Annotated in this window: 16 protein-coding genes and 1 pseudogene; 9 read left to right on the forward strand and 8 right to left on the reverse strand. The window is 60.5% G+C overall.

The window, feature by feature from the left end; translation table 11 throughout:
- Nucleotides 1-116: 116 nt before the first annotated feature.
- Entirely contained in the window at nucleotides 117-1046 is a 930-nt protein-coding gene (locus ACMXYH_RS29040) for an NAD-dependent epimerase/dehydratase family protein (protein WP_415765707.1), read from the reverse strand.
- The gene (locus tag ACMXYH_RS29045; protein WP_046053235.1) at nucleotides 1039-1923 is read right to left on the reverse strand and encodes a sugar nucleotide-binding protein; all 885 of its coding nucleotides are present in this window, start codon (nucleotides 1921-1923) and stop codon (nucleotides 1039-1041) included. The genes ACMXYH_RS29040 and ACMXYH_RS29045 overlap by 8 nt, the downstream gene beginning before the upstream one ends.
- Nucleotides 1924-2226: 303 nt before the next feature.
- On the opposite strand from ACMXYH_RS29045, the gene ACMXYH_RS29050 reads away from it, so the two are divergent.
- Nucleotides 2227-6543 (forward strand): DEAD/DEAH box helicase, encoded by a 4317-nt coding sequence (locus ACMXYH_RS29050; RefSeq protein WP_415765708.1) that lies wholly within the window; start codon nucleotides 2227-2229, stop codon nucleotides 6541-6543.
- Nucleotides 6544-6649: 106 nt separating this feature from the next.
- Here the strand turns inward: ACMXYH_RS29050 and ACMXYH_RS29055 are convergent, their stop codons facing one another.
- Nucleotides 6650-8779 carry a mechanosensitive ion channel family protein gene (locus ACMXYH_RS29055; RefSeq protein ID WP_415765709.1) on the reverse strand — a complete coding sequence of 710 codons (2130 nt, stop codon included), beginning with the start codon at nucleotides 8777-8779 and terminating at the stop codon, nucleotides 6650-6652.
- Nucleotides 8780-9160: 381 nt separating this feature from the next.
- On the opposite strand from ACMXYH_RS29055, the pseudogene ACMXYH_RS29060 reads away from it, so the two are divergent.
- From ACMXYH_RS29060 to ACMXYH_RS29080, 5 genes and pseudogenes are all read left to right on the forward strand, one after another.
- Nucleotides 9161-9394, forward strand: a pseudogene (locus tag ACMXYH_RS29060) (MFS transporter); the annotation flags it as partial.
- A gap of 256 nt (nucleotides 9395-9650) precedes the next feature.
- Nucleotides 9651-10577: a DUF72 domain-containing protein gene (locus ACMXYH_RS29065; protein WP_415765710.1), complete on the forward strand. Its 927-nt coding sequence runs from the start codon at nucleotides 9651-9653 to the stop codon at nucleotides 10575-10577.
- Nucleotides 10574-11371, forward strand: a complete 798-nt coding sequence (locus ACMXYH_RS29070; protein ID WP_415765711.1) for an endonuclease/exonuclease/phosphatase family protein — start codon at nucleotides 10574-10576, stop codon at nucleotides 11369-11371. Before ACMXYH_RS29065 ends, ACMXYH_RS29070 begins: the two co-directional genes overlap by 4 nt.
- On the forward strand, nucleotides 11368-12651 hold the full coding sequence (gene clsB / locus ACMXYH_RS29075; protein WP_415765712.1) for a cardiolipin synthase ClsB: 1284 nt from the start codon (nucleotides 11368-11370) through the stop codon (nucleotides 12649-12651). Before ACMXYH_RS29070 ends, clsB begins: the two co-directional genes overlap by 4 nt.
- Nucleotides 12651-13637, forward strand: coding sequence for a lysylphosphatidylglycerol synthase domain-containing protein (locus tag ACMXYH_RS29080; RefSeq protein WP_415765713.1), 987 nt, complete (start codon nucleotides 12651-12653; stop codon nucleotides 13635-13637). Before clsB ends, ACMXYH_RS29080 begins: the two co-directional genes overlap by 1 nt.
- Nucleotides 13638-13753: 116 nt before the next feature.
- Here the strand turns inward: ACMXYH_RS29080 and ACMXYH_RS29085 are convergent, their stop codons facing one another.
- The 3 genes from ACMXYH_RS29085 to ACMXYH_RS29095 form a co-directional block, all read right to left on the reverse strand.
- Complete coding sequence (locus ACMXYH_RS29085) at nucleotides 13754-14512, reverse strand: alpha/beta hydrolase family protein (protein WP_415765714.1); 759 nt, start codon at nucleotides 14510-14512, stop codon at nucleotides 13754-13756.
- On the reverse strand, nucleotides 14502-15611 hold the full coding sequence (locus tag ACMXYH_RS29090) for a DUF3182 family protein (RefSeq protein ID WP_134423329.1): 1110 nt from the start codon (nucleotides 15609-15611) through the stop codon (nucleotides 14502-14504). The genes ACMXYH_RS29085 and ACMXYH_RS29090 overlap by 11 nt, the downstream gene beginning before the upstream one ends.
- 303 nt (nucleotides 15612-15914) lie before the next feature.
- Nucleotides 15915-16907: a GlxA family transcriptional regulator gene (locus ACMXYH_RS29095; protein WP_415765715.1), complete on the reverse strand. Its 993-nt coding sequence runs from the start codon at nucleotides 16905-16907 to the stop codon at nucleotides 15915-15917.
- A 101-nt stretch (nucleotides 16908-17008) separates the two neighbouring features.
- Here ACMXYH_RS29095 and ACMXYH_RS29100 point away from each other — a divergent pair, with 101 nt between their 5' ends.
- The gene (locus ACMXYH_RS29100; protein ID WP_415765716.1) at nucleotides 17009-17563 is read left to right on the forward strand and encodes a cysteine hydrolase family protein; all 555 of its coding nucleotides are present in this window, start codon (nucleotides 17009-17011) and stop codon (nucleotides 17561-17563) included.
- 154 nt (nucleotides 17564-17717) lie between these two features.
- The gene (locus ACMXYH_RS29105; RefSeq protein ID WP_415765717.1) at nucleotides 17718-19922 is read left to right on the forward strand and encodes an OsmC domain/YcaO domain-containing protein; all 2205 of its coding nucleotides are present in this window, start codon (nucleotides 17718-17720) and stop codon (nucleotides 19920-19922) included.
- A gap of 65 nt (nucleotides 19923-19987) precedes the next feature.
- Here the strand turns inward: ACMXYH_RS29105 and ACMXYH_RS29110 are convergent, their stop codons facing one another.
- Nucleotides 19988-20518 carry a single-stranded DNA-binding protein gene (locus tag ACMXYH_RS29110; RefSeq protein WP_008145505.1) on the reverse strand — a complete coding sequence of 177 codons (531 nt, stop codon included), beginning with the start codon at nucleotides 20516-20518 and terminating at the stop codon, nucleotides 19988-19990.
- A 9-nt stretch (nucleotides 20519-20527) separates the two neighbouring features.
- On the reverse strand, nucleotides 20528-21925 hold the full coding sequence (locus tag ACMXYH_RS29115; protein WP_129440770.1) for an MFS transporter: 1398 nt from the start codon (nucleotides 21923-21925) through the stop codon (nucleotides 20528-20530).
- 191 nt (nucleotides 21926-22116) lie between these two features.
- Between ACMXYH_RS29115 and uvrA the strand changes: the two genes are divergently transcribed.
- A complete protein-coding gene (gene uvrA, locus ACMXYH_RS29120) occupies nucleotides 22117-24951 on the forward strand; it encodes an excinuclease ABC subunit UvrA (RefSeq protein WP_123365586.1) in 2835 nt (944 codons plus the stop codon).
- The last annotated feature ends 30 nt before the right edge of the window (nucleotides 24952-24981 follow it).

The raw sequence follows: 24981 nt of genomic DNA on the forward strand, positions 1-24981 counted from the left end.
AAGACCGCAAACTCAGGTTTTACGACTGCTGCGCAGCCGAACGCAGGCTTCGCCAGCTGCTACAAGGACCGCGTTACGGCTTAACTGACTGGCATTAGCCTCGAAAGGCGCCTTTTTTATCGTCCCAACAACCGCGCCAGGCCGACACGCATCGGTGTCTGCTCCGGGTAGGTAAAGCGCTCCAGCAAACGCTGATTGTTCGCTCGCGAGTGGCGGATGTCACCGGCGCGCGCCGGGCCATAGCTCACCGGCGGCAATTGACCGACCACCGCTTCAAGGGCTTCAAGCATTTGCTTGAGGGTCGTGGCCTGGTTCCAGCCGACGTTAACCGCGCCGACTTCGACCTGCGGTTTCTCGATCGCTTGCACCAACAAGTCGACCAGGTCTTCGACGTAGACGAAGTCGCGAGTCTGCTCACCGTCACCGAACACAGTGATCGGCAGGCCTTTCTGCGCGCGCTCGCTGAAAATGCTGATCACCCCGGAATACGGCGAGGACGGATCCTGGCGTGGGCCGAAGATGTTGAAGAAGCGGAAAATCACCGGCTCCAGACCATGCTGGCGACGGTAAAAATCGAAGTAATGTTCGCTCGCCAATTTGTCCGAAGCATAGGGCGTCAACGGTGCCTTGGGCGTGTCTTCGTCGATCGACTCGCCTTCGCCATTGTTGCCGTAGACCGCTGCGCTGGACGCGTACAGCACCCGCTGGACGCCGGTCTGGCGCATGGCTTCGCAGACATTCAGCGAGCCAATGAAATTGCTCTGGTGAGTCTTCACCGGATCATCCACCGACGCCTGCACCGACGCCACTGCGGCCAGGTGCGCCACAGCGCTGCAACCGACCATCGCCTGCGCGACCAGCGCGGCATCGGCGACATCACCCACGATCAGTTCGACGCCAGGATTGTCCAGCGGCAAGTTGCTGCGTTTGCCGGTGGAGAGGTCATCGAGAATGCGCACCGAATGGCCCTTGGCAAGCAAGGCATCGGTGAGGTGCGAGCCGATGAAACCGGCGCCGCCGGTGATTAAAACAGGGCCGTCAGCCATGGCGATAAAACCTATCCAGTAAGCCCGGGAGTGCCGCACGCCAGGCGCGGGGCTTGATCCCGAAAGTGTGCAGAATTTTCTTGCAGGCCAGCACCGCGTGTTGCGGCTCTTCGGCGGCGTCGGGCCGGGCGGCGTGAGCCTGGGCGGTCGGCGCTTCGATGGCCAGCGGGTGCAGCGCGCGTGCTTCGGTGAGGATCGCCTGCCCAAGTGCCAGCGGCGTGGTCGCCTCATGCCCGGCGTAATGGTAAGTGCCCCACAGCGGCGCCGAGCAATCGAGTTGCTTGAGGACCGAGATGATCACCCGCGCGGCGTCATCCACCGGCGTCGGATTGCCCCGACGGTCATCGGCCATCAGCAATTCTTCAGGCAGTTCGGCGCGGCCGAGGAATCGCCCGAGGGTGCCGTCGGGGCTGTCATCCAGCAGCCAGCCGAATCGTAGCAATACGTGTTGCGGGCAGGTGGCGCGGACGCTTTGTTCGATTCGCCACAAGGCCTGACCGCGCAGGCCCAAGGGCACCGGTTCGTCTTTTTCGCTGTAGGCCGTCGCCCGGGAGCCATCGAACACGCGATAGCTCGACGGTTGCAGCAGCACGATGTTGTGATGCTGGCACAGTTCGGCCAGACGCTCGATCGCCCGCTCCTGCCCGGCCAGACGTTGTTCACTGACCGTCTCCGCCTGAAACCAGTCGAAGTAATAGGCGAGGTTGATCAACGCGTCTGGACGGGTGTCGTCGAGCAGTTGCGTCAGGGTCGCGGCGTCCCAGCCGTCTTGCGGTGGGCGGGGGGCGAGGAAGCCGATGTCTTCCTCCGCACCGAGGCGAATCAGCGCCTGCCCAAGGGCATTTCCGCCGCCCAGTAACATAAGGCGCATTCGCATAGAGTCAGCAGGCCCAGTCTGATTGAAACAATGGCTTTATCGACACCGCTCGCGGGCGATGCCGTCGATAGTTGCCGGAATCGTTGCATTTTGCGGGTTTAGTGCGCAACCGTCATCCGTAAAGTGTAGATACCTTGGATCTGTGCTGCCTGTTCCGGCCCCTTCGCGAGCAAGCCCGCTCCCACAAGGGATCTGCGGCGTACACAAATCCAATGCGGGCTTGCCCGCGAAGGGGCCATAAGGATCAATAGAGATCTCCAGCGGTACTTGCAACTTCAGCCCCCCGCCCGCATAAATTGCTGCATGAATCTGCCAATCCCGACGGACAGCGCCCTGGCAGGCTTCCACCCCGCCGTCAGCGCCTGGTTCAGCAGCACCTTCCCGACGGTCACCGCCGCCCAGGCCCGGGCGTGGCCGTTGATCCGCCAGCACCGTTCGACCCTGGTCGCCGCACCCACGGGCTCCGGCAAGACCCTCACCGCGTTCCTCGCGGTCATCGACGACCTGGTCCACCGCGCAATGGCCAACGGCGGCCATCTGCCGGATGAAACCCTGGTGGTCTACGTTTCGCCGCTAAAAGCCCTGTCCAACGACATCCAGATCAACCTGCAAGACCCGCTGGCCGGCATCACCGAGCAGTTACGCGCGATGGGCCTGCCGCAATTGCAGATCAACACCGCCGTGCGCACCGGCGATACGCCGCAAAAAGACCGCTCGGCGATGCGCAAGACCGCGCCGCATATCCTGGTGACCACCCCGGAATCCCTTTACGTGCTGCTCGGCTCCGACTCCGGTCGGCAAATGCTCAGTACCGCCCGCACGGTGATCGTCGACGAAATTCACGCGATCGCCGCCAGCAAACGCGGCAGTCACCTGGCCCTGAGCCTTGAGCGACTGCAAGCGTTGTGCGCGCAACCGCTGATGCGAATCGGCCTGTCTGCCACGCAAAAACCCATCGAAGCCGTCTCGCAATTTCTGGTGGGCCGTGATCGCGCGTGCGAAATCATCGACATCGGCCACGCCCGCCCACGGGATCTGGACATCGAAGTGCCGCCCGTGCCGTTGTCGGCGGTGATGGCCAACGACATCTGGGAGCTGGTCTACGACCGCCTCGCCGCCCTCGCCCGCGAACACCGCACCACGCTAATTTTCGTCAACACCCGACGCCTCGCCGAACGCCTGAGCCGTCACTTGAGCGAGCGTCTCGGCAAGGAGGCGGTGGCCGCCCACCACGGCAGTCTGGCCAAGGAATTTCGTCTCGACGCCGAGCAACGGCTCAAGCGCGGCGAACTGCAAGTGCTGATTGCCACGGCGTCCCTGGAACTGGGGATCGATATCGGCGATGTCGACCTGGTCTGCCAGATTGCCTCGCCACGCTCGATCGCCGGGTTTCTACAACGGGTCGGCCGCTCCGGGCACCAGGTCGGCGGCACACCCAAGGGCCGTTTGTTCGCCACCACCCGCGACGACCTGATCGAATGCGCCGCCCTGCTCGACTGCGTGCGGCGTGGCGAACTCGACACTTTGCTGATTCCCAAGGCACCGCTGGACGTACTCGCGCAACAAATCATCGCCGAGGTCAGTTGCCAGGAATGGCAGGAGCAAGCGCTGCTGGAGATGTTCCGCAACGCCTCGCCCTACAGCGAGCTCGACGAAAAACATTATCAATCGCTGCTGCAGATGCTCGCCGAAGGTTACAACGGCCGCCTGGGCATCCGCAGCGCTTACCTGCACCGCGACGCCGTGACCCGCACCCTGCGCGGTCGCCGGGGCGCCAAACTGACCGCCGTGACCAGCGGCGGGACGATCCCGGACAACGCCGATTACAGCGTTTTACTCGAACCCCAAGGGCTGAACATCGGCAGCGTCAACGAAGACTTTGCGGTGGAAAGCATCGCCGGGGATGTCTTCCAATTGGGCAACACCTCCTACCGAATTCTGCGGGTCGAAACCGGCAAGGTCCGGGTCGAAGATGCTCAGGGCCAACCGCCGACCATTCCCTTCTGGCTCGGCGAAGCGCCGGGGCGCAGCGCTGAACTGTCATTCGCCGTGGCCCGCCTGCAAGCGCAACTCGATGAGCTGCTCGGCGCCACACCCGGTCACTTGCAACCCGCGATCGACTGGCTGACCGACACCCTCGGTCTGAACCTGGCCAGTGCCGAACAACTGGTCGATTACCTGGCCCGTGCGCGCCTGACCCTCGGCGCCCTGCCGTCACAAGACACGCTGCTGATGGAGCGATTTTTCGACGAGTCCGGCGGCACGCAATTGATCATTCACACGCCGTTCGGCAGCCGCATCAACCGTGCCTGGGGCCTGGCCCTGCGCAAGCGTTTCTGCCGCACCTTCAACTTCGAATTGCAGGCCGCCGCCAGCGAAGACGCCATCGTCCTGTCGCTGTCGGCCAGCCACAGTTTTGAACTCGATGATGTCTGGCGCTATTTGCACAGCAACAGCGCCGAGCACACCCTGATTCAAGCCGTGCTCGATGCGCCGCTGTTCGGTGTGCGCTGGCGCTGGAATGCCGGGGTCGCTCTGGCGCTGCCGCGCTACAGTGGCGGACGCAAAGTCCCGCCGCAGATCCAGCGGATGAAAAGCGAAGACCTGATCGCCAGCGTATTTCCCGACCAGATGGCCTGCGTGGAAAACCTCGCCGGCGAACGGGAAATTCCCGACCATCCACTGGTGGAACAAACCCTCGACGATTGCCTGCACGAAGCCATGGACAGCGAAGGCTGGCTGGCGTTGTTGCGGCGCATGGAGCGTGGCGACATCCGCTTGATCAGCCGCGACCTGCCGGCACCCTCACCGCTGGCCGCGGAAATTCTCAGTGCCCGACCCTACACCTTTCTCGACGATGCGCCGCTGGAAGAACGCCGCACTCAAGCAGTACTCAACCGCCGCTGGAGCGATCCGCAGTCCACCGACGACCTCGGCGCGCTGGATGCGGACGCGATTCAAGCCGTGCGCGAGGAAGCCTGGCCAACGCCGACTGGCGTCGATGAAATGCATGAGGCGTTGATGAGCCTCGCGTGCATCAGCGACGTCGAGGCCAAGGCCCATCCAGACTGGCTCGATTGGCTGAACGCCCTGGCCGACAGCGGTCGCGCCAGCCGCTTGCAAGTCAATGCTGGGCAAGCGCTATGGTTGGCACTGGAGCGGTTGACTTGCTTGCAGGCGATTTATCCACAAGCGATTTTGCAGCCACCGTTGGAGGCGTTGCCCGGGTTCGATGAAGTCTGGGCGCCCGACGAAGCGGTGCTGGAAGTGATTCGTGCGCGGCTCAGCGCGTTCGGTCCGCTGCCGCTGAACGCGATTGCCGAACCGCTCGGATTGGCGGCGACTCAAGTCACCCAGGCGTTGGCGCAACTGGAACGCGAAGGCTATGTGCTGCGTGGCCAATTCACGCCCGGCACGGCGGAGGAAGAATGGTGCGAGCGGCATCTGCTGGCGCGGATTCACCGCTACACCGTCAAGCGTCTACGGCGGGAAATCGAACCCGTGGCGTTGCAGGATTTCATGCGTTTCCTGTTCGACTGGCAGCATCTGTCCGCCACGACCCAAGGCCAGGGCAGCGCAGTATTGCCCGCGATAGTCGGTCAGTTCGAAGGCTACCCCGCCGCCGCTTCAGCCTGGGACAGCGATATTTTGCCGGCGCGAATAAAAGACTATTCAGCGAATTGGCTGGATGACCTGTGTCGCAGCGGCAAACTGGTCTGGACTCGCCTGACCGCGCGCAACAAGAGCGCCAGCACGGCATTGCGCAGCACACCGATTCTGCTATTGCCGCGCAGTCAGGTCGGGTTGTGGAGCGGGTTGACCGAGCAAACGCCGGTCAGCGAACTCTCGCCCAAGACGCAAAAAGTCTACGAAGCCCTGAGCCAACACGGCGCGCTGTTTTTTGATGAGCTGACTCACGAGGCCCACCTGCTGCGCTCGGAACTGGAAATCGCCTTGCAGGAATTGGTAGGCGCCGGGCTGGTGAATGCCGACAGCTTCGCCGGCCTGCGAGCGCTGATTACTCCGGCCAGCAAACGCCAGAATCGCAGCAGCCGACGCGGGCGCGGAGCGTTTGTCGGCGGGATGGACGATGCCGGGCGCTGGGCCTTGCTGCGACGCGGCGTGCAAGCTCCGGTTGTGGATAACAAACGTCCGGCACCGACGCCGACCGACACCCTTGAACATATCGCGATGACCTTGCTCCGGCGCTACGGCGTGGTGTTCTGGCGCTTGCTGGAGCGTGAAGCGGATTGGTTGCCGAGCTGGCGGGAATTGCTGCGCACTTTCCATCGGCTGGAAGCTCGAGGCGAGATTCGCGGTGGGCGGTTTGTCAGTGGCTTGGCCGGTGAACAATTTGCGTTGCCCGAAGCCATTCCATTACTGCGCGAGGTGCGACGACGGCCGCATGACGGGAGTTTGATTGCCGTGTGCGGGGTTGATCCGCTGAACCTCGCCGGTACGCTTCTACCGGGAGTAAAAGTGCCGGCATTGGCGAGTAATCGATTGATGTATCGCGATGGATTGCCCGCCGCTGCCGAGATCGCCGGCAAGCAGATTTTCTGGCTAGAGTTGGATCAGCAGACCAGTGCTGAGGTCCGTAGCAAACTGATCCAACATTGACGTTGCCTGGCCTGGCCCCTTCGCGAGCAAGCCCGCTCCCACATTTGATCGCATTCCCCCTGTGGGAGCGGGCTTGCTCGCGAAGGGGCCGTCACTGCCAACAAAATCATTGAGTACGCGGCTGATCCGGCAGGAACACTGATGAATGCTCCGATGCAAGCCCATCGCTTTGCGGCGACTCAACAGCCTGTCTAGGCATCAACACCTGCTGTGGATAAGTCTGCGCGAAATGCACCCACGGGCTGTTATCCACAAGCTTTTTCAAACGCTGGTTGAACGCCCGACTCACCGCGTACTGCCCACCCGACACAGTGCGGAACTGTGCCGTCAGCACCACGCCGTTGAGGTCCATCTTGTCGACACCAAACACATCCAGCGGCCCTTGCAGGTTGTACTTGAGGAACGCATCGTCGCGAATGGAGTCCCCGGCCTCGCGGATCAACTCGATAGCCTTGTCGACATCGGTGTCGTAAGTGAATTGCACCGAAAAGAACGCATAGGCGAATTGCCGTGATTGATTGGTCACGGCCTTGATCTGACCGAACGGCACCGAGTGTACAAACCCCTTGCCGTCGCGCAGGCGCAAGGTGCGGATGGTCAGGCCTTCGACAGTGCCGGCGTGGCCGGAGTCGAGCACCACCCAATCGCCAATCGACAACGTGTCTTCGATGATGATGAACAACCCGGTGATCACGTCCTGCACCAGTTGCTGGGAACCGAAACCGATGGCCAGCCCCACGACACCGGCACCGGCCAGAAAGGGTGCAACGTTGATTCCCAGGTTAGCCATGGTGGTGATGGCGCAGATCACCACCAGGATGATTTTGATCGCGTTGCGCAGCAGCGGCAGGATGGTTTTGGTTCGGGTACTGGGTTGGCGCGCCGAGCGTTTGTTAACGGGTGGTTTCAGGGCTTCCTGAATCGCCGTGTCCAACACCACCCAGCCCATCCAGGTCACCAGGAAAATCAAACCGATACGGCTCAGGGAATCGCTGATCGCCCGGCCGACCGAATTGCTCACCGCAAACTCGAACAGCGACACACCCCAGATGCGCCCCAGGACATCGATAAAAACAATCGCCAGGGCGATCCGCAGCAACGCGTGCGAAAGGCTGAGAAAGCGTTCTTTGTAGGCACTGCTGCGGCGTACGGCCAACTCACTGCGCGACTTGAACAGGTGATGGAGCGACGTGCTGAGAAACACCATCGCAATCAGTAGCACCGTAGTAAACAACGCACAGCGCAGTACTTTCTGGTTGTCATCGCCAATGCCGATCAGGTTGATCACCGACACCAGCACCATCAACAGAATCGGCCAGTACCAGAGCCCGGAAAAGACCCGCAACATTTCACGCACGGCCGGCTGACTGAGGCGCTGGGACAACGGCAAAATGCGGATCAGATGGGCGACCGGACGGCGCATCTTGATCACCAAAATGCCAAAGGTGACCGAGGCCGCCACCCCGGTGAACACCGCGACACTGCTGGTGAGATTGCCGCCGAGCAGGCGGGCGATCTGCGGACTGGTCAAGGCGTCGCTCAAGGCCACGAGGAAGCCCATCAAAAACAGCGGTCGTGGGCTGTACTGACGAATAATCTGCACCGCCCGGCGCTTGTGGCCGGCGTCGAACAACACCACCAGCGACAACAGCAACGACGCGGCAAAAATGCCGCTGCTGGTGGCATAGGCGAAACACAATGCCAGCGCCCGGCCGGCGGACACTTGCAAGAAGTGGCTGACATACAGCGTCAGGGGCAGGCTGATCAGCGCCGGAACCGTGTAAGGCAACACATAACCCAGTAAAGCCTGACCGCGCTCGCGAGTGAGCAGCAGGCGGTTCTGGCACAGACGTTTGGAGAGCAGTCCTCCCAGCAGCCAGAGCAGCACAAAGACGCCCATCCACACACCGGACAACAGCAGGAAGTCCCCCGCCACGCTCCAGCTCGAACGGGCCGAAGGACGATTGACCAGTTGATCCACCTCAACCGCCGCCCGGTCTGCACGCAGACGCCAGGCGTCCAGCAGGTCCTCGTTGAGATCGAGTTTGCCCTGGACTTCCTCAATGCTCGAACTGATGGCACCCAGCAAACCACCCTGTACCAGCGGTTCGGGGTGGGCCAGTGGTGTCGTGGCGGTGGTCGCCGCCGGCACACCCGGTAGTGCGGCAGCCTCCAGCTCGTTGCTGCCCAGAATCAGCAACGCCCCCAGTAGTATCGCGGTCTTGAACTTGAACAAACGCGGCGCTCCTGCGAAAGGGTCTGTAAGGAACTGATCGGGGAATTGTAGGCAAGTTCGGTTTTGGCCGGGAGATAACCAGCTGATGCGGCCATAACGCAATCCGTGTAGCAGCTGGCGAAGCCTGCGTTCGGCTGCGAAGCAGTCGTGAACCCTGAGTGCACGGTGAATCTGGCACACCGCAGTGTCTGACTTTACGACTGCTGCGCAGCCGGACGCAGGCTTCGCCAGCGGCTACAGGGTCTGCGTTGCAGCTGAAAAACCTTTAACCCTTTCGATATTTGATCTACACGCAAATATCAAATGCCCATCCCTGTATTTTTCCGCATAACCCAAACCCGGACACTGCGCTCCATCAATCAATCCTCCGGAGTTGCAGCCATGTCCATTGCCTTGCTCGCGCTGACCCTCAGCGCCTTCGCCATCGGGACGACCGAGTTCGTCATCGTTGGCCTGTTACCCACCATTGGCGCCGACCTCGGCGTCAGCCTGCCGTCCGCCGGCCTGCTGGTCAGCCTCTACGCATTGGGCGTTGCCATTGGCGCCCCGGTGCTGACCGCCCTCACCGGCAAAGTCCCGCGCAAAATGCTGCTGTTGTCGTTGATGGTGCTGTATGCCGAACCCGCTGAAGGCTCACAACGGATCGTCGCCGGTCACTAAACCCTGTGGGAGCGAGCTTGCTCGCGATGACGGCAGCACATCCAGCATCGATGTGACTGACACACCGCTATCGCGAGCAAGCTCGCTCCCACATTTGATTTGTGTGGGTCTGTTGAGCATTAACCGTCCGTAGTCCCGTCGAAACTTTCTCGCCCGCCCCGCAGTCATCAAAAGACAGAGGCAGTCCGAGAACCATTAGACGGGAGGCGACATGGCGGCGATCCACATCGGTATTTCAGGCTGGCGCTACACGCCCTGGCGGGGGGATTTCTACCCGAAGGGGCTGACCCACAAGCGCGAATTGCAATTCGCCTCACGGGCGGTCAACAGCATCGAAATCAATGGATCGTTTTACGCCCTGCAACGGCCCGAACGTTATGCCCAGTGGTACGCCGAAACCCCGAGGGGCTTCGTTTTCAGCGTCAAAGCCCCGCGTTTCATCACCCACATCAGGCGACTGCGGGACGTCCATAAACCCTTGGCGAATTTCTTTGCGTCCGGGGTGCTGGAACTCAAAGAAAAACTCGGCCCGATCCTCTGGCAATTTCCGCCCAACTTCAAATTCGATGCCGAGCTGTTCGAAACCTTTCTGGAGCAGTTGCCGCACAACACCGAAGAGGCCGCCACCCTCGCCCGCCAGCATGATTCGCACGTAAACGGTCACGCCAGCCTGAAGGCCTACGGGAAAAAGCCTTTGCGCCATGCCGTAGAAATCAGAAACGAGAGCTTCGTCGACCCGGCCTTCATCCGCCTGCTCAAACGCTATAACGCGGCCCTCGTCATCGCCGACACCGCCGGTAAATGGCCGTACCGCGAAGACCTCACCAGCGACTTCGTTTACCTGCGCCTGCACGGTGCCGAAGAACTCTATGCCAGCGGTTACACCCCCGAGGCGCTGAAACGCTGGGGTGACCGGATCGAAGCCTGGTACCACGGCCAGCAACCGAGCGACCCGCAATTGATCGCGCCCCGGCAGAAGCCCAAGGCGCGCAAATCCCGTGAGGTGTTTTGCTACTTCGACAACGACATCAAAGTCCGCGCGCCCTTCGATGCCCGCCGCTTGCTGGAGCGCTTTCATCTGGATAAAGACCTCGCCACCCGTCCCGGTGAACTGGCCGCCGAGGGGGTGCTGTCATGAGCATTTCCGAACCGGTCGGCACCACCGACGAACAGCAAACTATCATCACCGCCGTGCGCCGCTTCACCGTGCTGACGGTCAACACGCACAAGGGTTTCACCGCGCTCAACCGGCGCTTCATCCTGCCCGAATTGCGCGAAGCGGTGCGCAGCGTGTCCGCCGACGTGGTGTTTTTGCAGGAAGTCCACGGCACCCACGAGCATCATCCCCAGCGCTACAGCAATTGGCCGGCGATACCGCAATACGAATTCCTCGCCGACACCCTGTGGCCGCAGTTCGCCTATGGACGCAATGCGGTCTATCCAGCAGGCGATCACGGCAATGCACTGCTGTCGAAATTCCAGATCATTCGCCACGACAACCTCGACGTTTCCATCAGCGGTCACGAGAACCGCGGCATCCTGCATTGCGTGCTGCGCCTGCCCGGTGACGGCCAGGAAGTGCATGCCATTTGTGTGCATCTGGGTCTTCGCGAAACCCACCGGACCGAACAACTCAAGTTGTTGGCCCAGTGCCTCGAAGAACTGCCCAGCGATGCCCCGGTGATCGTTGCCGGTGACTTCAACGACTGGCGCCAGCGCGCCGACGCACTGCTCAAACCCAGCGGCCTGCGGGAGGTTTTCGCCGAACTCCACGGCAAACCAGCGCGCAGTTTTCCAGCGCGCTTGCCAGCGCTGCGCCTCGACCGCATCTACGTGCGCAACCTCAAGGCCAGCCAGCCGCAAGTGCTGGCCGCGCGACCCTGGTCACACCTTTCCGACCATGCACCACTATCGGTGGAGATCGAGCTATGAGCAGCCCATCGATGGATAAAACCCATGTGGAGCACTTATCCACGACCCCGGCGATTCGTGAGCCGGGGGTGGTCGACGTCGAATATGGCTGGCAAGGCAACAACCGCGTAGAGCTGCTGGAAAACGGCGAAGCGTATTTCCCTCGGGTGTTCGAGGCCATACGTCAGGCGAAGACTGAAATCCTGCTGGAAACCTTCATTGTGTTTGAGGATAAGGTCGGTGAAGAGCTGCAGGAAGTACTGATCGCCGCCGCTCAACGCGGCGTGCGAATTACCGCCAGTCTCGATGGCTTTGGCTGCGGTGAACTGAGCACGGGATACCTCACCGCCCTGAGTGAGGCCGGCGTGCGCATCCAGATTTTCGACCCCGCGCCCAAACATCTCGGCATCCGCACCAACTGGTTCCGCCGCCTGCACCGCAAGATCGTGGTGGTCGACGGCACGATTGCGTTCATCGGCGGCATCAACTTTTCTGCCGACCATCTGGCTGACTTCGGCCCTGAGGCCAAGCAGGATTATTCCGTTGAAGTGCAAGGCCCGGCGGTGGCCGACATCCATCACTTCGCCTTGCTGCAATGCGGTCGCCCGGCTCGCGCCAAATACTGGTGGCAACGACGCAGGCAACGGCGCTCGGAACTGGCGTTCACCGATCATGACGGCCAGGTTCGCCTGGTGTACCGCGACAACGGCGAGCATCCGACTGACATCGAAGAGGTTTACCGACAGGTGCTGCGCAGTGCCCAGCGCCGAGTGGTGATCGCTAATGCCTACTTCTTTCCGGGCTATCGCCTGCTGCGCGAGATCCGCAACGCGGCGCACCGTGGCGTCGATGTGCGACTGATCCTGCAAGGTCAACCCGATATGCTGGCGGCCAAACTCGCCGCACGCATGACCTATGACTACCTGCTCAAATCCGGCGTGCAGATTTACGAATATTGCGACCGTCCGCTGCACGGCAAAGTCGCGCTGGTGGATGAGGATTGGAGCACGGTCGGTTCGAGCAACCTCGACCCGTTGAGCCTGTCCTTGAACCTGGAAGCCAATGTGTTGATCCGCGATCGCGCCTTCAACCGCGACCTGTTCGAGCGCCTCGAAGACCTGAGTGACAACCATTGCAAGGTCATGTCCGTCGACAAAACCCCGCGTGGACGGGTCTGGCACATGACCGTCGGCTTTCTGGTGTTTCACTTCTTGGCGCAATTCCCGGCCTGGGCCGGTTGGTTGCCGGCGCATAAACCGCGCCTGAAACCTTTTACCCATTCCGCCGGGAGTGACACCTGATGAGCCACTCTGATACACAACCGGCGACCCACGCCGACAACCCGACCAAATCCCTCTGGAGTCGCTGGAAACGGCCGCTGACAATGCTGTTTTTCCTGGCCCTGATCGTGCTGTTCACGATGCTGGCCCAGCGCATCGAATGGGATGAAGTGTTCAACAACCTCGCAGATTTCAAGGTGCGCACGCTGATCATCGCGTCCGGTCTGACCTTGCTGAGTTTTCTGGTCTACGCCTGCTTCGATCTGATCGGCCGTACCTACATTCGCCAGGACCTGACGTGGAAGCAGATCCTGCCGGTGGGGATTATCAGCTATGCCTTCAACCTCAACCTGAGTGCATGGGTCGGCGGTATTGCCATGCGTTATCGGCTGTATTCGCGACTCGGGGTGAGCAAGGGCAACATCGCGAAAATTCTCGGGTTGAGCCTGGCGACAAACTGGTTCGGTTACATGGTGATTGCCGGTGCAGTGTTCAGCAGCGGATTGGTGCGAATGCCGCCAGGCTGGAAGCTGAGCAGCGGCGCCTTGCAAGGTGTGGGTGTGTTGTTGCTGCTGGTGAGTGCGGGGTATCTGGCAGCGTGTCAGTTTTCCAAGCGTCGGGAATGGGCGATACGCGGGGTGGAAATCGACCTGCCGTCCCTGCGCATGGCAGTGCTGCAACTGGCCCTCGGGGCGCTGAACTGGTCGCTGATGGCGGCGGTGATTTTCACCTTGCTGCCGAGCAAGCTGGATTACCCGCTGGTGCTCGGGGTGTTGCTGATCAGCGCGATTGCCGGGGTCATCACGCACATTCCGGCCGGGCTTGGCGTGCTGGAAGCGGTGTTCGTGGCGCTGCTGCAACATGAAGTGTCCCGAGGGAGCCTGGTGGCCGGATTGCTGGCCTATCGGGCGATCTATTTCATCTTGCCGCTACTGATTACCCTGGTGATGTACCTGATCGTGGAAGCCAAGGCCAAGTCGTTGCGGATCGCGAAAAAGCCCAAGTGATCTGGTGTTTGTGAGGACGTCATCGCGAGCAAGCTCGCTCCCACATTAGTCCTGCGAACACAGGTCGAGTGTGGGAGCGAGCTTGCTCGCGATTGATCGCAAGAACACCACAGGTCTCAGGTTGATTGGATAATGCTCAACCGCTCGCCCACTACCATCTCGGTGATCCAGCCCACCAGGATCGAGGTGTATGCCTGTTGCGAAACAGGCTCACTCAAGGCGTGATCGGCTCCGTCGATAATCCGGTGGGTCAGCGAGTGGGTCTGCTGACACGCAGCGCGGTAACTCATGATGGTTGAGTGGGGCACATGGTCGTCGGTCTCGGACTCCACCAGCAGCACATCCCCGGTAAATTGCGAACAGGCATGCAGCGCACGATTGCTCTCGGCGCGGACTAACGTGCTGCGGTAATCACGTAAATCGAGCTTGTCCAGGTCACGTTTGGGCGTGTGCCATTGATCATCGCGATACAGCGCCGGCACCCGCAGCGCCAGCCAGCGCACCGGACGTAATGACGTCAGGATCGAGGCCAGGTAACCGCCATAACTGGTGCCGACCACGGCAATCGCCGATGTATCGAGCGCCGGGTGCGCGAGCAGGCGGTCATACGCCGCCAGCAGGTCGCGCAGGTTGTCTTCCCGCGTGACTCGACTCAGCGCAATTCCGGCCCCGCCGGTGTGCCCGCGCAAGTCGAACGTCAGGCACACGCAACCCAGACCGGCGATGCCTTTGGCCCGCTCCAGGTCCCGCTCCTGACTGCCGCCCCAACCGTGCACAAAGAGCACGCCGGGGACTTTCGATTTGGGACTGAGAAAAGTCCCGACCATCTGTTCATCGTCGATGTCGATCTGAATGGTTTCGCTTCTAGCCGTCATAGGATTTAACCGTTACGTACTTGAGAAGAAAGTCACTGTTTTGCGCCGGCCCGCGATACACCTCGATGGCGTCCGCCGGCAGCGGCTGGTCGATGTAGGTCTCGACCGACGACACGCGAATCGCGCGCATCCCGGAGTCGTTGACGAAGCTTTGCAAGGCGGCAACTTCGGCGCTGCTGGCACCGCCCATCCGCCAGGACTGCTCGAGCACACCGCTGCGCTGCTTGCCATTACTGTCGACACCTTGGGCGATGTCGTAGTTGCGCCGCGAGGCGTAGAAACCGGGATAAGCCTCATCCGCAGCACGGTCAAACACTTGCGCCTGCCGGATCGCCAGCCGCACATCGTCCGGTAGTTCCAGTTCGAGCAGATCATCGTAGTGACCCCGCACCACCAGCAGGTTGGACCCTCCATAAACCTGCTCGCCCTGACCGTCTTCGGTCAAGTATTGATCACCGCAATAACTCAGCACCGTGTCGCCGATAAAGCTCTGACCGACGCTGTGGGTGATCACGTGGTCCAGGTCCTGCTCCAGCACCACGCCTTCGGTGAACAGCGCATTGGCCTCGGGTCTGGCGAGGATGGCATCGAACTGGTCGAGGCTTTTGATCACTTCCTGACCGCGTCCGGCGCAGGCATGAATCGGCTTGATGCGGATCGGGCCGCTGTAGAGCAGATGCTCCGCCGCAGGACGCGCATCGGCCATGGAAAAAACACTGAGGCCGTCGAGCACCACGCTGCGCACCCGTTCGGAAAACAACGGTGACCAGCCTTCCGGTGCGTGAGCATCTTTGTTGCGCAGCCCGTGACTGATGGCTTTGGTACAGATGAAATCATGGTCGACGTAACCGCCCCATAAATCCTCCGGCCCCTTGACGCCCAATTGCCGGGCGGCAGCGACGCCAACAAGCGTCTGGGTCGGCAACAGATAAAGGTCTCGACCGTTGTGCAGTTCGGGGTCGTAACTGCCGCCGTATTTAAGCCCCAGAATCTGTGCCAGCCAACGGGCCAGCGCACGATTGGTTTCCACTTCGTGCAACGGAGCCTCGGGGCGCACGGAGTGGGCGACCACCAGTTTCTTGCGGCTTGCTGGGGTCATGCGTCCCCCTTCAGTCTGCGCTTGATGAATGTAGTTGAAGGGGTGCAGAGATCAGGCCAAGGGGGGCCAAAGACAAACGTTTTTCAAATCAGCCAGTTACGAAAAACATGATGGCACCGTGCCTGTTTGATTCTGCACGACAGCCTTCAAGATTCCGGCATTTTGCACGACCGAAGGCTTACACAGATCCAATGTGGGAGCGGGCTTGCTCGCGAAAGCGGTGTGTCATTCAGCATTAATATCGACTGACAGATTGCATTCGCGAGCAAGCCCGCTCCCACATTTTGATCTGTTGTGATCTGGCTACCGAGCCACGGCTGAGGGTGTCACCCCAAACCGTGTCCGGTAATCACGCGGCGCCAACCCGGTAATTTTCTTGAACGTCGCCCGAAAGGCACTCGGATCCTGATAACCCACCGTCCAGGCAATGTGATCGATGGTGCCGTTGGTAAACTCGAGCATTTCCCGGGCCTTGCCGACCCGCAGGTGCTGGCAGTACTCAGTGGGTTTGATTCCGGTTGCCGCACGAAATCGACGCAGGAACGTGCGCTCTTCCAGCCCTGCCCGCTCGGCCATCGCCGCCAGCGACACATCGGTCGCTCCAGTGCTTTGCAACCAATGCTGGACCTTGAGAATCGAGGCGTCGCCATGGCTGAGAATGGGTGAAAAATTGCTGCCGCACTCGCTCGCGCTGTCGCTGTGCTCCACCACCAGAAACCGCGCGGTGCTGGTGGCGATGCTTGGCCCCAGCAGGCGGTTGACCAGGCGCAAGCCCAGTTCGGACCAGGCCATCAGCCCGGCTGTGGTGATCAGGTCGCCGTCGTCAACGATGGGGGTTTCGGCCTTGAGCTTGATCGCCGGGTAACGCTCGGCGAAGGTTTTGGCCGAGGTCCAGTGGGTGGTGGCGCTGCGACCGTCAAGCAGGCCGCTTTCGGCCAACAGAATCGACCCCACACAAACCCCGCCGAGTGTCGCGCCATTGGCGTGTTGCTGACGCAGCCAGCGAGTCAGCCCCTGCGGTGCCTGGCCTTCGGAAAAACCGGCAATCGACGGCGGGATCAACACCGCCACCAACGTGCCGCCTGGAGCAGGATGACTGTCGTAGACCCGCTCGGGCGCCTGATCGCCATCAACCTGCCAATGGCTGACCCGCAGCAACGGCAACTGCGCCGCCTGATGCTCGGCGGCAATCCGGTTCGCCACCCCGAACAAGTCTGTCAATCCATGCACCGCCGCCATCTGCGCACCGGGATAGATCAGTACGCCCAACTCGGCGATTGGTCTTTCTGCGTCCATTGTCAGTTTTCCCCCTTCTATTGTCGGTGCGGCCAATCCTCGGACGGCCTGCCAGACCCAATACTTCATTCCACACCAACAAGCACTTCGAGGAAACAGTCATGGCCAAGCAAGCACTCATCGTAGTTGATATCCAAAACGACTACTTCCCTCAAGGCAAGTGGCCGCTGGTCGGCGCCGATGCCGCGGCGGACAATACCGTTCGTCTGCTCAAAGCCTTCCGCGATGCGGGTGATTCGGTGGTGCACATCCGCCACGAATTCACCTCCGACGAAGCGCCCTTTTTCACGCCGGGCTCCGAGGGCGCGAAGCTGCACCCCAAAGTCCTCAACCGCGCCGACGAACCGGTCGTGCTCAAACACTTCGTCAACTCGTTCCGAGAAACCGAACTACGGTCAATCCTCGACGAGCAAGGCATCAAGGAACTGGTCGTCGTCGGCAGCATGAGCCACATGTGTGTCGACGGCATCACCCGCGCGGCTGCCGATATGGGCTATACCGTCACGGTGATTCACGACGCCTGCGCTACCCGTGATCTGGAGTTCAACGGTGTCACGGTCCCGGCAGCCCAAGTGCACGCCGCCTTCATGTCGGCCCTGGGCTTCGCCTATGCAAGCGTAGTGTCCACTGACGAGTTCCTGGCGGCGCATCTCTGATCAACGCTTCTGCGTCAGGTGCTGCAATCCGACGCTCCCGAAACAAAGAAGGCCAGTCGCGTGCGCACGTGACTGGCCTTTTTTCTGAGACTTACGGCCGAAAAGCCGGATAATGGCGACCAAATCGTCTAGCCCGTTATTCTGGTAATCCCCCATGGAAATCAAGGTCAACTTTCTCGACAACCTTCGACTTGAAGCCAAGTTCGACGACTTCACGGTGGTGGCCGATCAACCTATCCGCTACAAGGGCGATGGCTCGGCACCGGGTCCGTTCGACTACTTCCTGGCTTCGTCGGCGTTGTGTGCGGCTTATTTCGTGAAGCTGTACTGCGACACTCGCAGTATTCCCACCGAAAACATCCGCCTGTCGCAGAACAACATTGTTGATCCGGAAAACCGCTACAACCAGATTTTCAAGATCCAGGTCGAGTTGCCGGCGGATATTTCCGACAAGGACCGCCAGGGCATCCTGCGTTCCATCGACCGGTGTACCGTGAAAAAAGTGGTCCAGGCCGGGCCTGAGTTTGTGATCGAAGAGGTGGAAAACCTCGACGCCGATGCCCAAGCGTTGCTGATGCCTGCTTCTACCTCAGAGGCGAGCACGTATATTGCGGGCAAGGATCTGCCGCTGGAGCAGACCATCGCCAATATGTCGGCCATTCTGGCGGACCTGGGCATGAAGATTGAAATCGCCTCGTGGCGCAATATCGTTCCCAACGTGTGGTCGCTGCATATCCGCGATGCGCACTCGCCGATGTGTTTTACCAACGGCAAGGGCGCAACCAAGGAAGGCGCGCTGGCGTCGGCGTTGGGCGAGTTTATCGAGCGACTCAACTGCAACTTCTTCTACAACGATCAGTTCTGGGGCGAAGAGATCGCCAACGCGCCGTTTGTGCATTACCCGGACGAACGCTGGTTCAAGCCTGGCCGTAAAGATGAACTGCCGGCCGAAATCCTCGACGCGTACTGCCTGAAGATTTACAACCGCGACGGCGAGTTGCGTGGTTCCCACCTGATCGACACCAACTCGGGCAATGAAGAGCGCGGCATCTGCTCGCTGCCATACGTGCGCCAGTCGGACGGCGAAGTGGTGTATTTCCCGTCCAACCTGATTGAAAACTTGTTCCTGAGCAATGGCATGAGTGCCGGCAACACGCTGGCCGAAGCCCAGGTGCAATGCCTGTCGGAGATCTTCGAGCGTGCGGTAAAACGCGAAATCATCGAAGGTGAATTTGCACTGCCGGATGTGCCCGCCGATGTGCTGGCGAAGTACCCCGGGATACAGGCCGGTATTCAGGCGCTGGAAGAGCAAGGGTTCCCCGTATTGGTGAAGGATGCATCCCTGGGCGGTGAATTCCCGGTGATGTGCGTCACGTTGATGAACCCGCGTACCGGCGGTGTGTTCGCCTCGTTCGGCGCGCACCCGAGCCTGGAAGTGGCGCTGGAACGCAGCCTGACCGAATTGTTGCAGGGCCGCAGCTTCGAAGGCCTCAACGACCTGCCCCAGCCGACGTTTGAAGGCCATGCGGTGACCGAGCCAAATAACTTCGTCGAGCACTTCATCGATTCCAGCGGCGTGGTGTCGTGGCGCTTCTTCAGCTCCAAGTCCGATTACGAATTCGTGGAGTGGGACTTCTCCGGCCAGGGTGAAAACTCGAATGCCGAAGAAGCCGCGACCTTGTTCGGCATTCTCGAAGGCATGGGCAAGGAAGTGTACATGGCGGTCTACGAGCATATCGGCGCGACGGCATGCCGCATCCTGGTGCCGGACTATTCGGAAATCTATCCCGTGGACGACCTGATCTGGGATAATACCAACAAAGCGCTTTTCTTCCGTGCCGACATCCTGAACCTGCATCGCCTGGACGACGACGAACTGCAAGCGCTGGTTGAGCGCCTGGTGGAAAGTGAGCTGGATGACTACACCGACATCACCTCCCTGATCGGCATCGAATTTGACGACAATACGGCCTGGGGTCAGCTGACGATCCTGGAGTTGAAGCTGCTGATTTATCTCGCCTTGCAGCAATTTGAAGAGGCGAAAGAGGCGGTAGAAATGTTCCTGCAGTACAACGACAACACGGTTGAGCGTGGTTTGTTCTACCAGGCCGTCAATGTGGTGCTGGAGATGAAGCTGGACGAAGACCTGGAACTGGAAGACTACGAGGCCAATTTCCGCCGGATGTTTGGCAACGAGCGCACGGATGCAGCGATCGGATCGGTGGACGGCAGCGTGCGTTTCCATGGCTTGACGCCGACCAGCTTGAAACTGGAGGGGCTCGACAGGCACCTGCGGTTGATCGATAGCTACAAGAAACTGCACTCGGCACGGGCCAATGTGACCGCGTTATCCAGTTAATAGCGCCAACAAAAAAGCGAAGCCAGATGGCTTCGCTTTTTTGTTACTGACTGGATAGCTGCTTTTTAGAACGGGATATCGTCATCAAAGCTGTCGAAATCCGGAGCCGGTTGCGGAGCAGCCTGCTGTGGAGCCGGAGCCTGACGCGACTGTTGCGGTGCTGCCGACTGCTGCGGACGCGGAGCCTGTTGGCGTGGGGCTGGGGCGGACTGCTGGTAGTTATTGCCCCCGCCTTGTTGGTCGCCCTGCTGTGGACGGCCGCCCAACAGTTGCATGGTGCCTTGCATGTCGACCACGATTTCAGTGGTGTAACGCTTGATACCGTCTTTTTCCCACTCGCGGGTCTGCAGCTTGCCTTCGATGTAGACCTGCGAACCTTTACGCAGGTACTCGCCGGCGATCTCGGCAACTTTGCCGAACATCGACACACGGTGCCATTCGGTCTTCTCGACCTTCTGACCGGTTTGCTTGTCAGTCCACTGTTCGCTGGTCGCCAGACTCAGGTTGGTCACGGCGTTACCGTTAGGCAAGTAGCGAACTTCGGGATCCTGGCCGCAAGTGCCGACCAATATGACTTTGTTAACCCCACGGGCCATAACGTTCTCCTAGGCTACGCACGCTGCCCCGGCCGGGTTGTTCACCAGGCGCTCAAGGGTGGTGCGATCCAATAGTTCTGTGTCCAATTTGATGTAAATCGCCGCTTCATCTTCGACGATCACTGCATCTGTTACCCCTACGACGGCCTTCAGGCGCTCGACCAGACCCGCTTCGCGGATCGCCTCAGGCGACAACGGCAAGCGCAGGCTCGTCACGTAGGGAGGTTCGCGCATGGTAACAGCAAAGGCCAGCCAGAGGGCAGCCAGACCGGCGCATCCAAGGAACACAACCGACAGACCGCCATGCTGGAACAACCAGCCGCCGAGGATGCCGCCCAGTGCCGAACCGAGGAACTGGCTGGTGGAATAAACCCCCATCGCCGTGCCCTTGCCGCCCGCCGGTGAAACCTTGCTGATCAGCGATGGCAACGAAGCTTCCAGCAAGTTGAACGCGGTAAAGAACACCACCGTCCCGATCACCAGAGCCCGCAAGCTATCGCCGAACTGCCAGAAGAATAGCTCAGTGAGCATCAGCGTCGCGACGGCGCCGAGTAAAACTCGTTTCATTTTGCGTTTCTTCTCGCCGTAGATGATGAACGGGATCATGGCGAAGAAGGAAATCAGCAGCGCGGTCAGGTACACCCACCAGTGCTGCTCTTTGGGCAGCCCGGCTTTTTCGACCAGCGCCAAAGGCAACGCAACGAAGCTCGACATCAACATCGCGTGTAACACAAAAATGCCCAGGTCCAGACGCAGCAAGTCTGGATGCTTGAGCGTCGGTATCAGTGCCTGGCGCGCAACGCCGGACTCGCGGTGCTGCAACGGCCCGGTTGAGCGCGGCACCATGAACATCACGATCACGATGCCGAACAGCGCCATGCCACCCGTGGCGAGGAACAACCCGGACAGGCCAAAGGCGCGGGTCAGCAACGGTCCTACAACCATCGCGACAGCGAACGACAGACCGATCGTCATGCCGATCATGGCCATGGCTTTGGTCCGATGCTGTTCGCGGGTCAGGTCTGACAGCAACGCCATTACCGCCGCAGAAATCGCCCCGGCGCCTTGCAGGATTCGTCCGGCGATCACGCCCCAGATCGAGTCGGCATTAGCCGCCAGTACGCTACCGAGGGCGAAGACGACCAGCCCCAGGTAAATCACCGGGCGACGGCCGATACGGTCGGAAATAAAGCCGAAAGGAATTTGAAAGATCGCCTGGGTCAGGCCGTAAGCGCCAATCGCCAGCCCGATGAGGGCCGGGGTCGCTCCTGCCAGGTCCATCCCATAGGTCGCCAATACCGGCAACACCATGAACATGCCAAGCATACGGAAGGCGAACACCAGGGCCAGACCGCTTGCTGCTCGGGTCTCACTGCCACTCATGCGTTCGCTGTGGGGATCGTGCATGGAAAAACCTCATGTGAACCGGCGGCGATTCTACCAGTCCCATCGATTGACGGGGTATATCGCGACGCTTTGACGCGCTCTGCTGACAGACTCTTCATGTAAGGCTGCAACCCGCTCATTCGATAGTGTGCATCCATCCAGTATTTGGCCGTATACTCCTACGTTTTCGACGCCCGCCGAGCGAGGCCACTTTGGACAAGATCCTGATTCGTGGGGCCCGAACCCACAACCTGAAGAACATCGACCTGACCCTGCCCAGGGACAAACTGATCGTCATCACCGGCCTGTCCGGCTCCGGAAAATCATCTCTGGCATTCGACACGCTGTACGCCGAAGGCCAGCGCCGCTACGTCGAATCGCTGTCGGCCTACGCTCGGCAATTTTTGTCGATGATGGAAAAACCTGACGTCGACACCATCGAAGGTTTGTCGCCAGCCATTTCCATCGAGCAGAAATCGACCTCGCACAACCCGCGTTCGACGGTCGGCACCATCACCGAAATCTACGATTATCTGCGCCTGCTTTACGCTCGCGTGGGTATTCCGCGATGCCCGGATCACGACATTCCGCTGGAAGCCCAGACCGTCAGCCAGATGGTCGACCTGGTCCTCGCCCAACCGGAGGGCAGCAAGCTTATGCTGTTAGCGCCGGTGATCCGCGAGCGTAAAGGCGAACACCTTTCGGTTTTCGAAGAACTGCGCGCCCAAGGCTTTGTGCGGGCCCGGGTCAACGGCCGGCTCTGCGAGCTGGACGAATTGCCGAAGCTGGATAAGCAGAAGAAGCACTCGATCGATGTGGTGGTCGACCGTTTCAAGGTGCGCGCCGACCTACAGCAGCGCCTGGCCGAGTCGTTCGAGACCGCTTTAAAGCTCGCGGACGGCATCGCCCTGGTCGCGCCGATGGACGACGAGCCCGGCGAAGAAATCATCTTCTCCGCGCGCTTCGCCTGCCCGATTTGCGGCCACGCCATCAGCGAGCTGGAACCCAAGCTGTTCTCCTTCAACAACCCGGCTGGCGCCTGCCCGACGTGCGATGGCCTGGGGGTGAAGCAGTTCTTCGACATCAAGCGATTGGTCAATGGCGAACTGACGCTCGCGGAAGGCGCGATTCGTGGCTGGGACCGGCGCAACGTCTATTACTTCCAGATGCTCGGGTCGCTGGCCTCGCACTACAAGTTCAGTCTGGAGGTGCCGTTCAACGAACTGCCGGCCGATCAGCAGAAATTCATCTTGCACGGCAGCGGTTCGCAGAACGTCGACTTCAAATACCTGAACGACCGTGGCGACATCGTCAAACGTTCGCACCCGTTCGAAGGCATCGTGCCGAATCTGGAACGTCGCTACCGTGAAACCGAGTCCGCCTCGGTGCGTGAAGAGCTGGCCAAGTTCCTCAGCACCCAGCCTTGCCCGGATTGCCGCGGTACTCGCCTGCGTCGTGAGGCGCGGCATGTGTGGGTTGGCGAGAAGACGCTGCCGGCGGTGACCAATCTGCCGATTGGCGATGCCTGTGAATATTTCGGCGTGCTGAAACTCACCGGCCGCCGTGGCGAAATTGCTGACAAGATTCTCAAGGAAATTCGCGAGCGACTGCAGTTCCTGGTCAACGTTGGCCTCGATTATCTGTCGCTCGATCGCAGTGCGGACACATTGTCTGGCGGTGAAGCTCAGCGGATTCGTCTGGCCAGTCAGATCGGCGCGGGCCTGGTAGGGGTTCTGTACATCCTCGACGAGCCGTCGATTGGCTTGCACCAACGGGACAACGATCGGCTGCTCGGTACGCTCAAGCACCTGCGGGACATCGGTAATACGGTGATTGTGGTCGAGCACGACGAAGATGCGATTCGTCTGGCCGACTACGTGGTGGATATCGGCCCGGGTGCGGGTGTACACGGTGGGCACATTGTCGCCGAAGGTACGCCGGCCGAAGTCATGGCTCATCCTGATTCGTTGACCGGCAAATACCTGTCGGGTCGGGTGAAGATTGCCGTTCCGGCCAAACGCACACCGCGCAACAAGAAGTTGTCGCTGTCCCTCAAGGGTGCTCGCGGCAACAACTTGCGCGATGTCGATCTGGACATTCCGATCGGCCTGCTGACCTGCGTGACCGGCGTGTCCGGCTCGGGCAAGTCGACGCTGATCAACAACACCCTGTTCCCGCTTAGCGCTACGGCATTGAACGGTGCAACAACGCTCGAAGCGGCCGCTCACGACAGCATCAAAGGCCTGGAGCATCTGGATAAGGTTGTCGACATCGATCAGAGCCCGATCGGTCGAACGCCACGCTCCAACCCGGCGACCTACACCGGATTGTTTACACCGATTCGCGAACTGTTCGCCGGTGTGCCGGAGTCCCGCTCTCGCGGTTATGGTCCTGGACGCTTCTCCTTCAACGTGAAGGGCGGGCGTTGCGAGGCCTGCCAGGGTGATGGCCTGATCAAGGTGGAAATGCACTTCCTGCCGGACATCTATGTTCCGTGCGACGTCTGCAAGAGCAAGCGCTACAACCGCGAGACTCTGGAGATCAAGTACAAGGGCAAGAGCATCCACGAAACCCTCGAGATGACGATCGAGGAAGCGCGGGTGTTCTTCGACGCGGTTCCGGCCTTGGCGCGCAAGCTTCAGACGCTGATGGATGTCGGCCTGTCGTACATCAAGCTCGGGCAGTCAGCGACCACGCTGTCGGGTGGTGAAGCCCAACGGGTCAAGCTGTCCCGCGAACTGTCCAAGCGCGACACCGGCAAGACGCTGTATATCCTCGATGAGCCGACAACTGGCCTGCACTTCGCGGATATTCAGCAGCTGCTCGACGTACTGCATCGATTGCGCGACCACGGCAACACCGTGGTGGTGATCGAGCACAATCTGGATGTGATCAAGACGGCCGACTGGCTGGTGGACTTGGGGCCGGAAGGCGGTTCCAAGGGCGGCCAGATCATTGCAGTCGGTACGCCGGAAGAAGTGTCCGAGATGAAGCAATCTCACACGGGCTTCTACCTCAAGCCGCTACTGGCTCGCGACAAAGCCTGAATCAGGCCTACGAAAAAGCCCCTGTCACTT

The sequence above is a fragment of the Pseudomonas frigoris genome (assembly GCF_047758635.1).
GTDB lineage: Bacteria > Pseudomonadota > Gammaproteobacteria > Pseudomonadales > Pseudomonadaceae > Aquipseudomonas > Aquipseudomonas frigoris.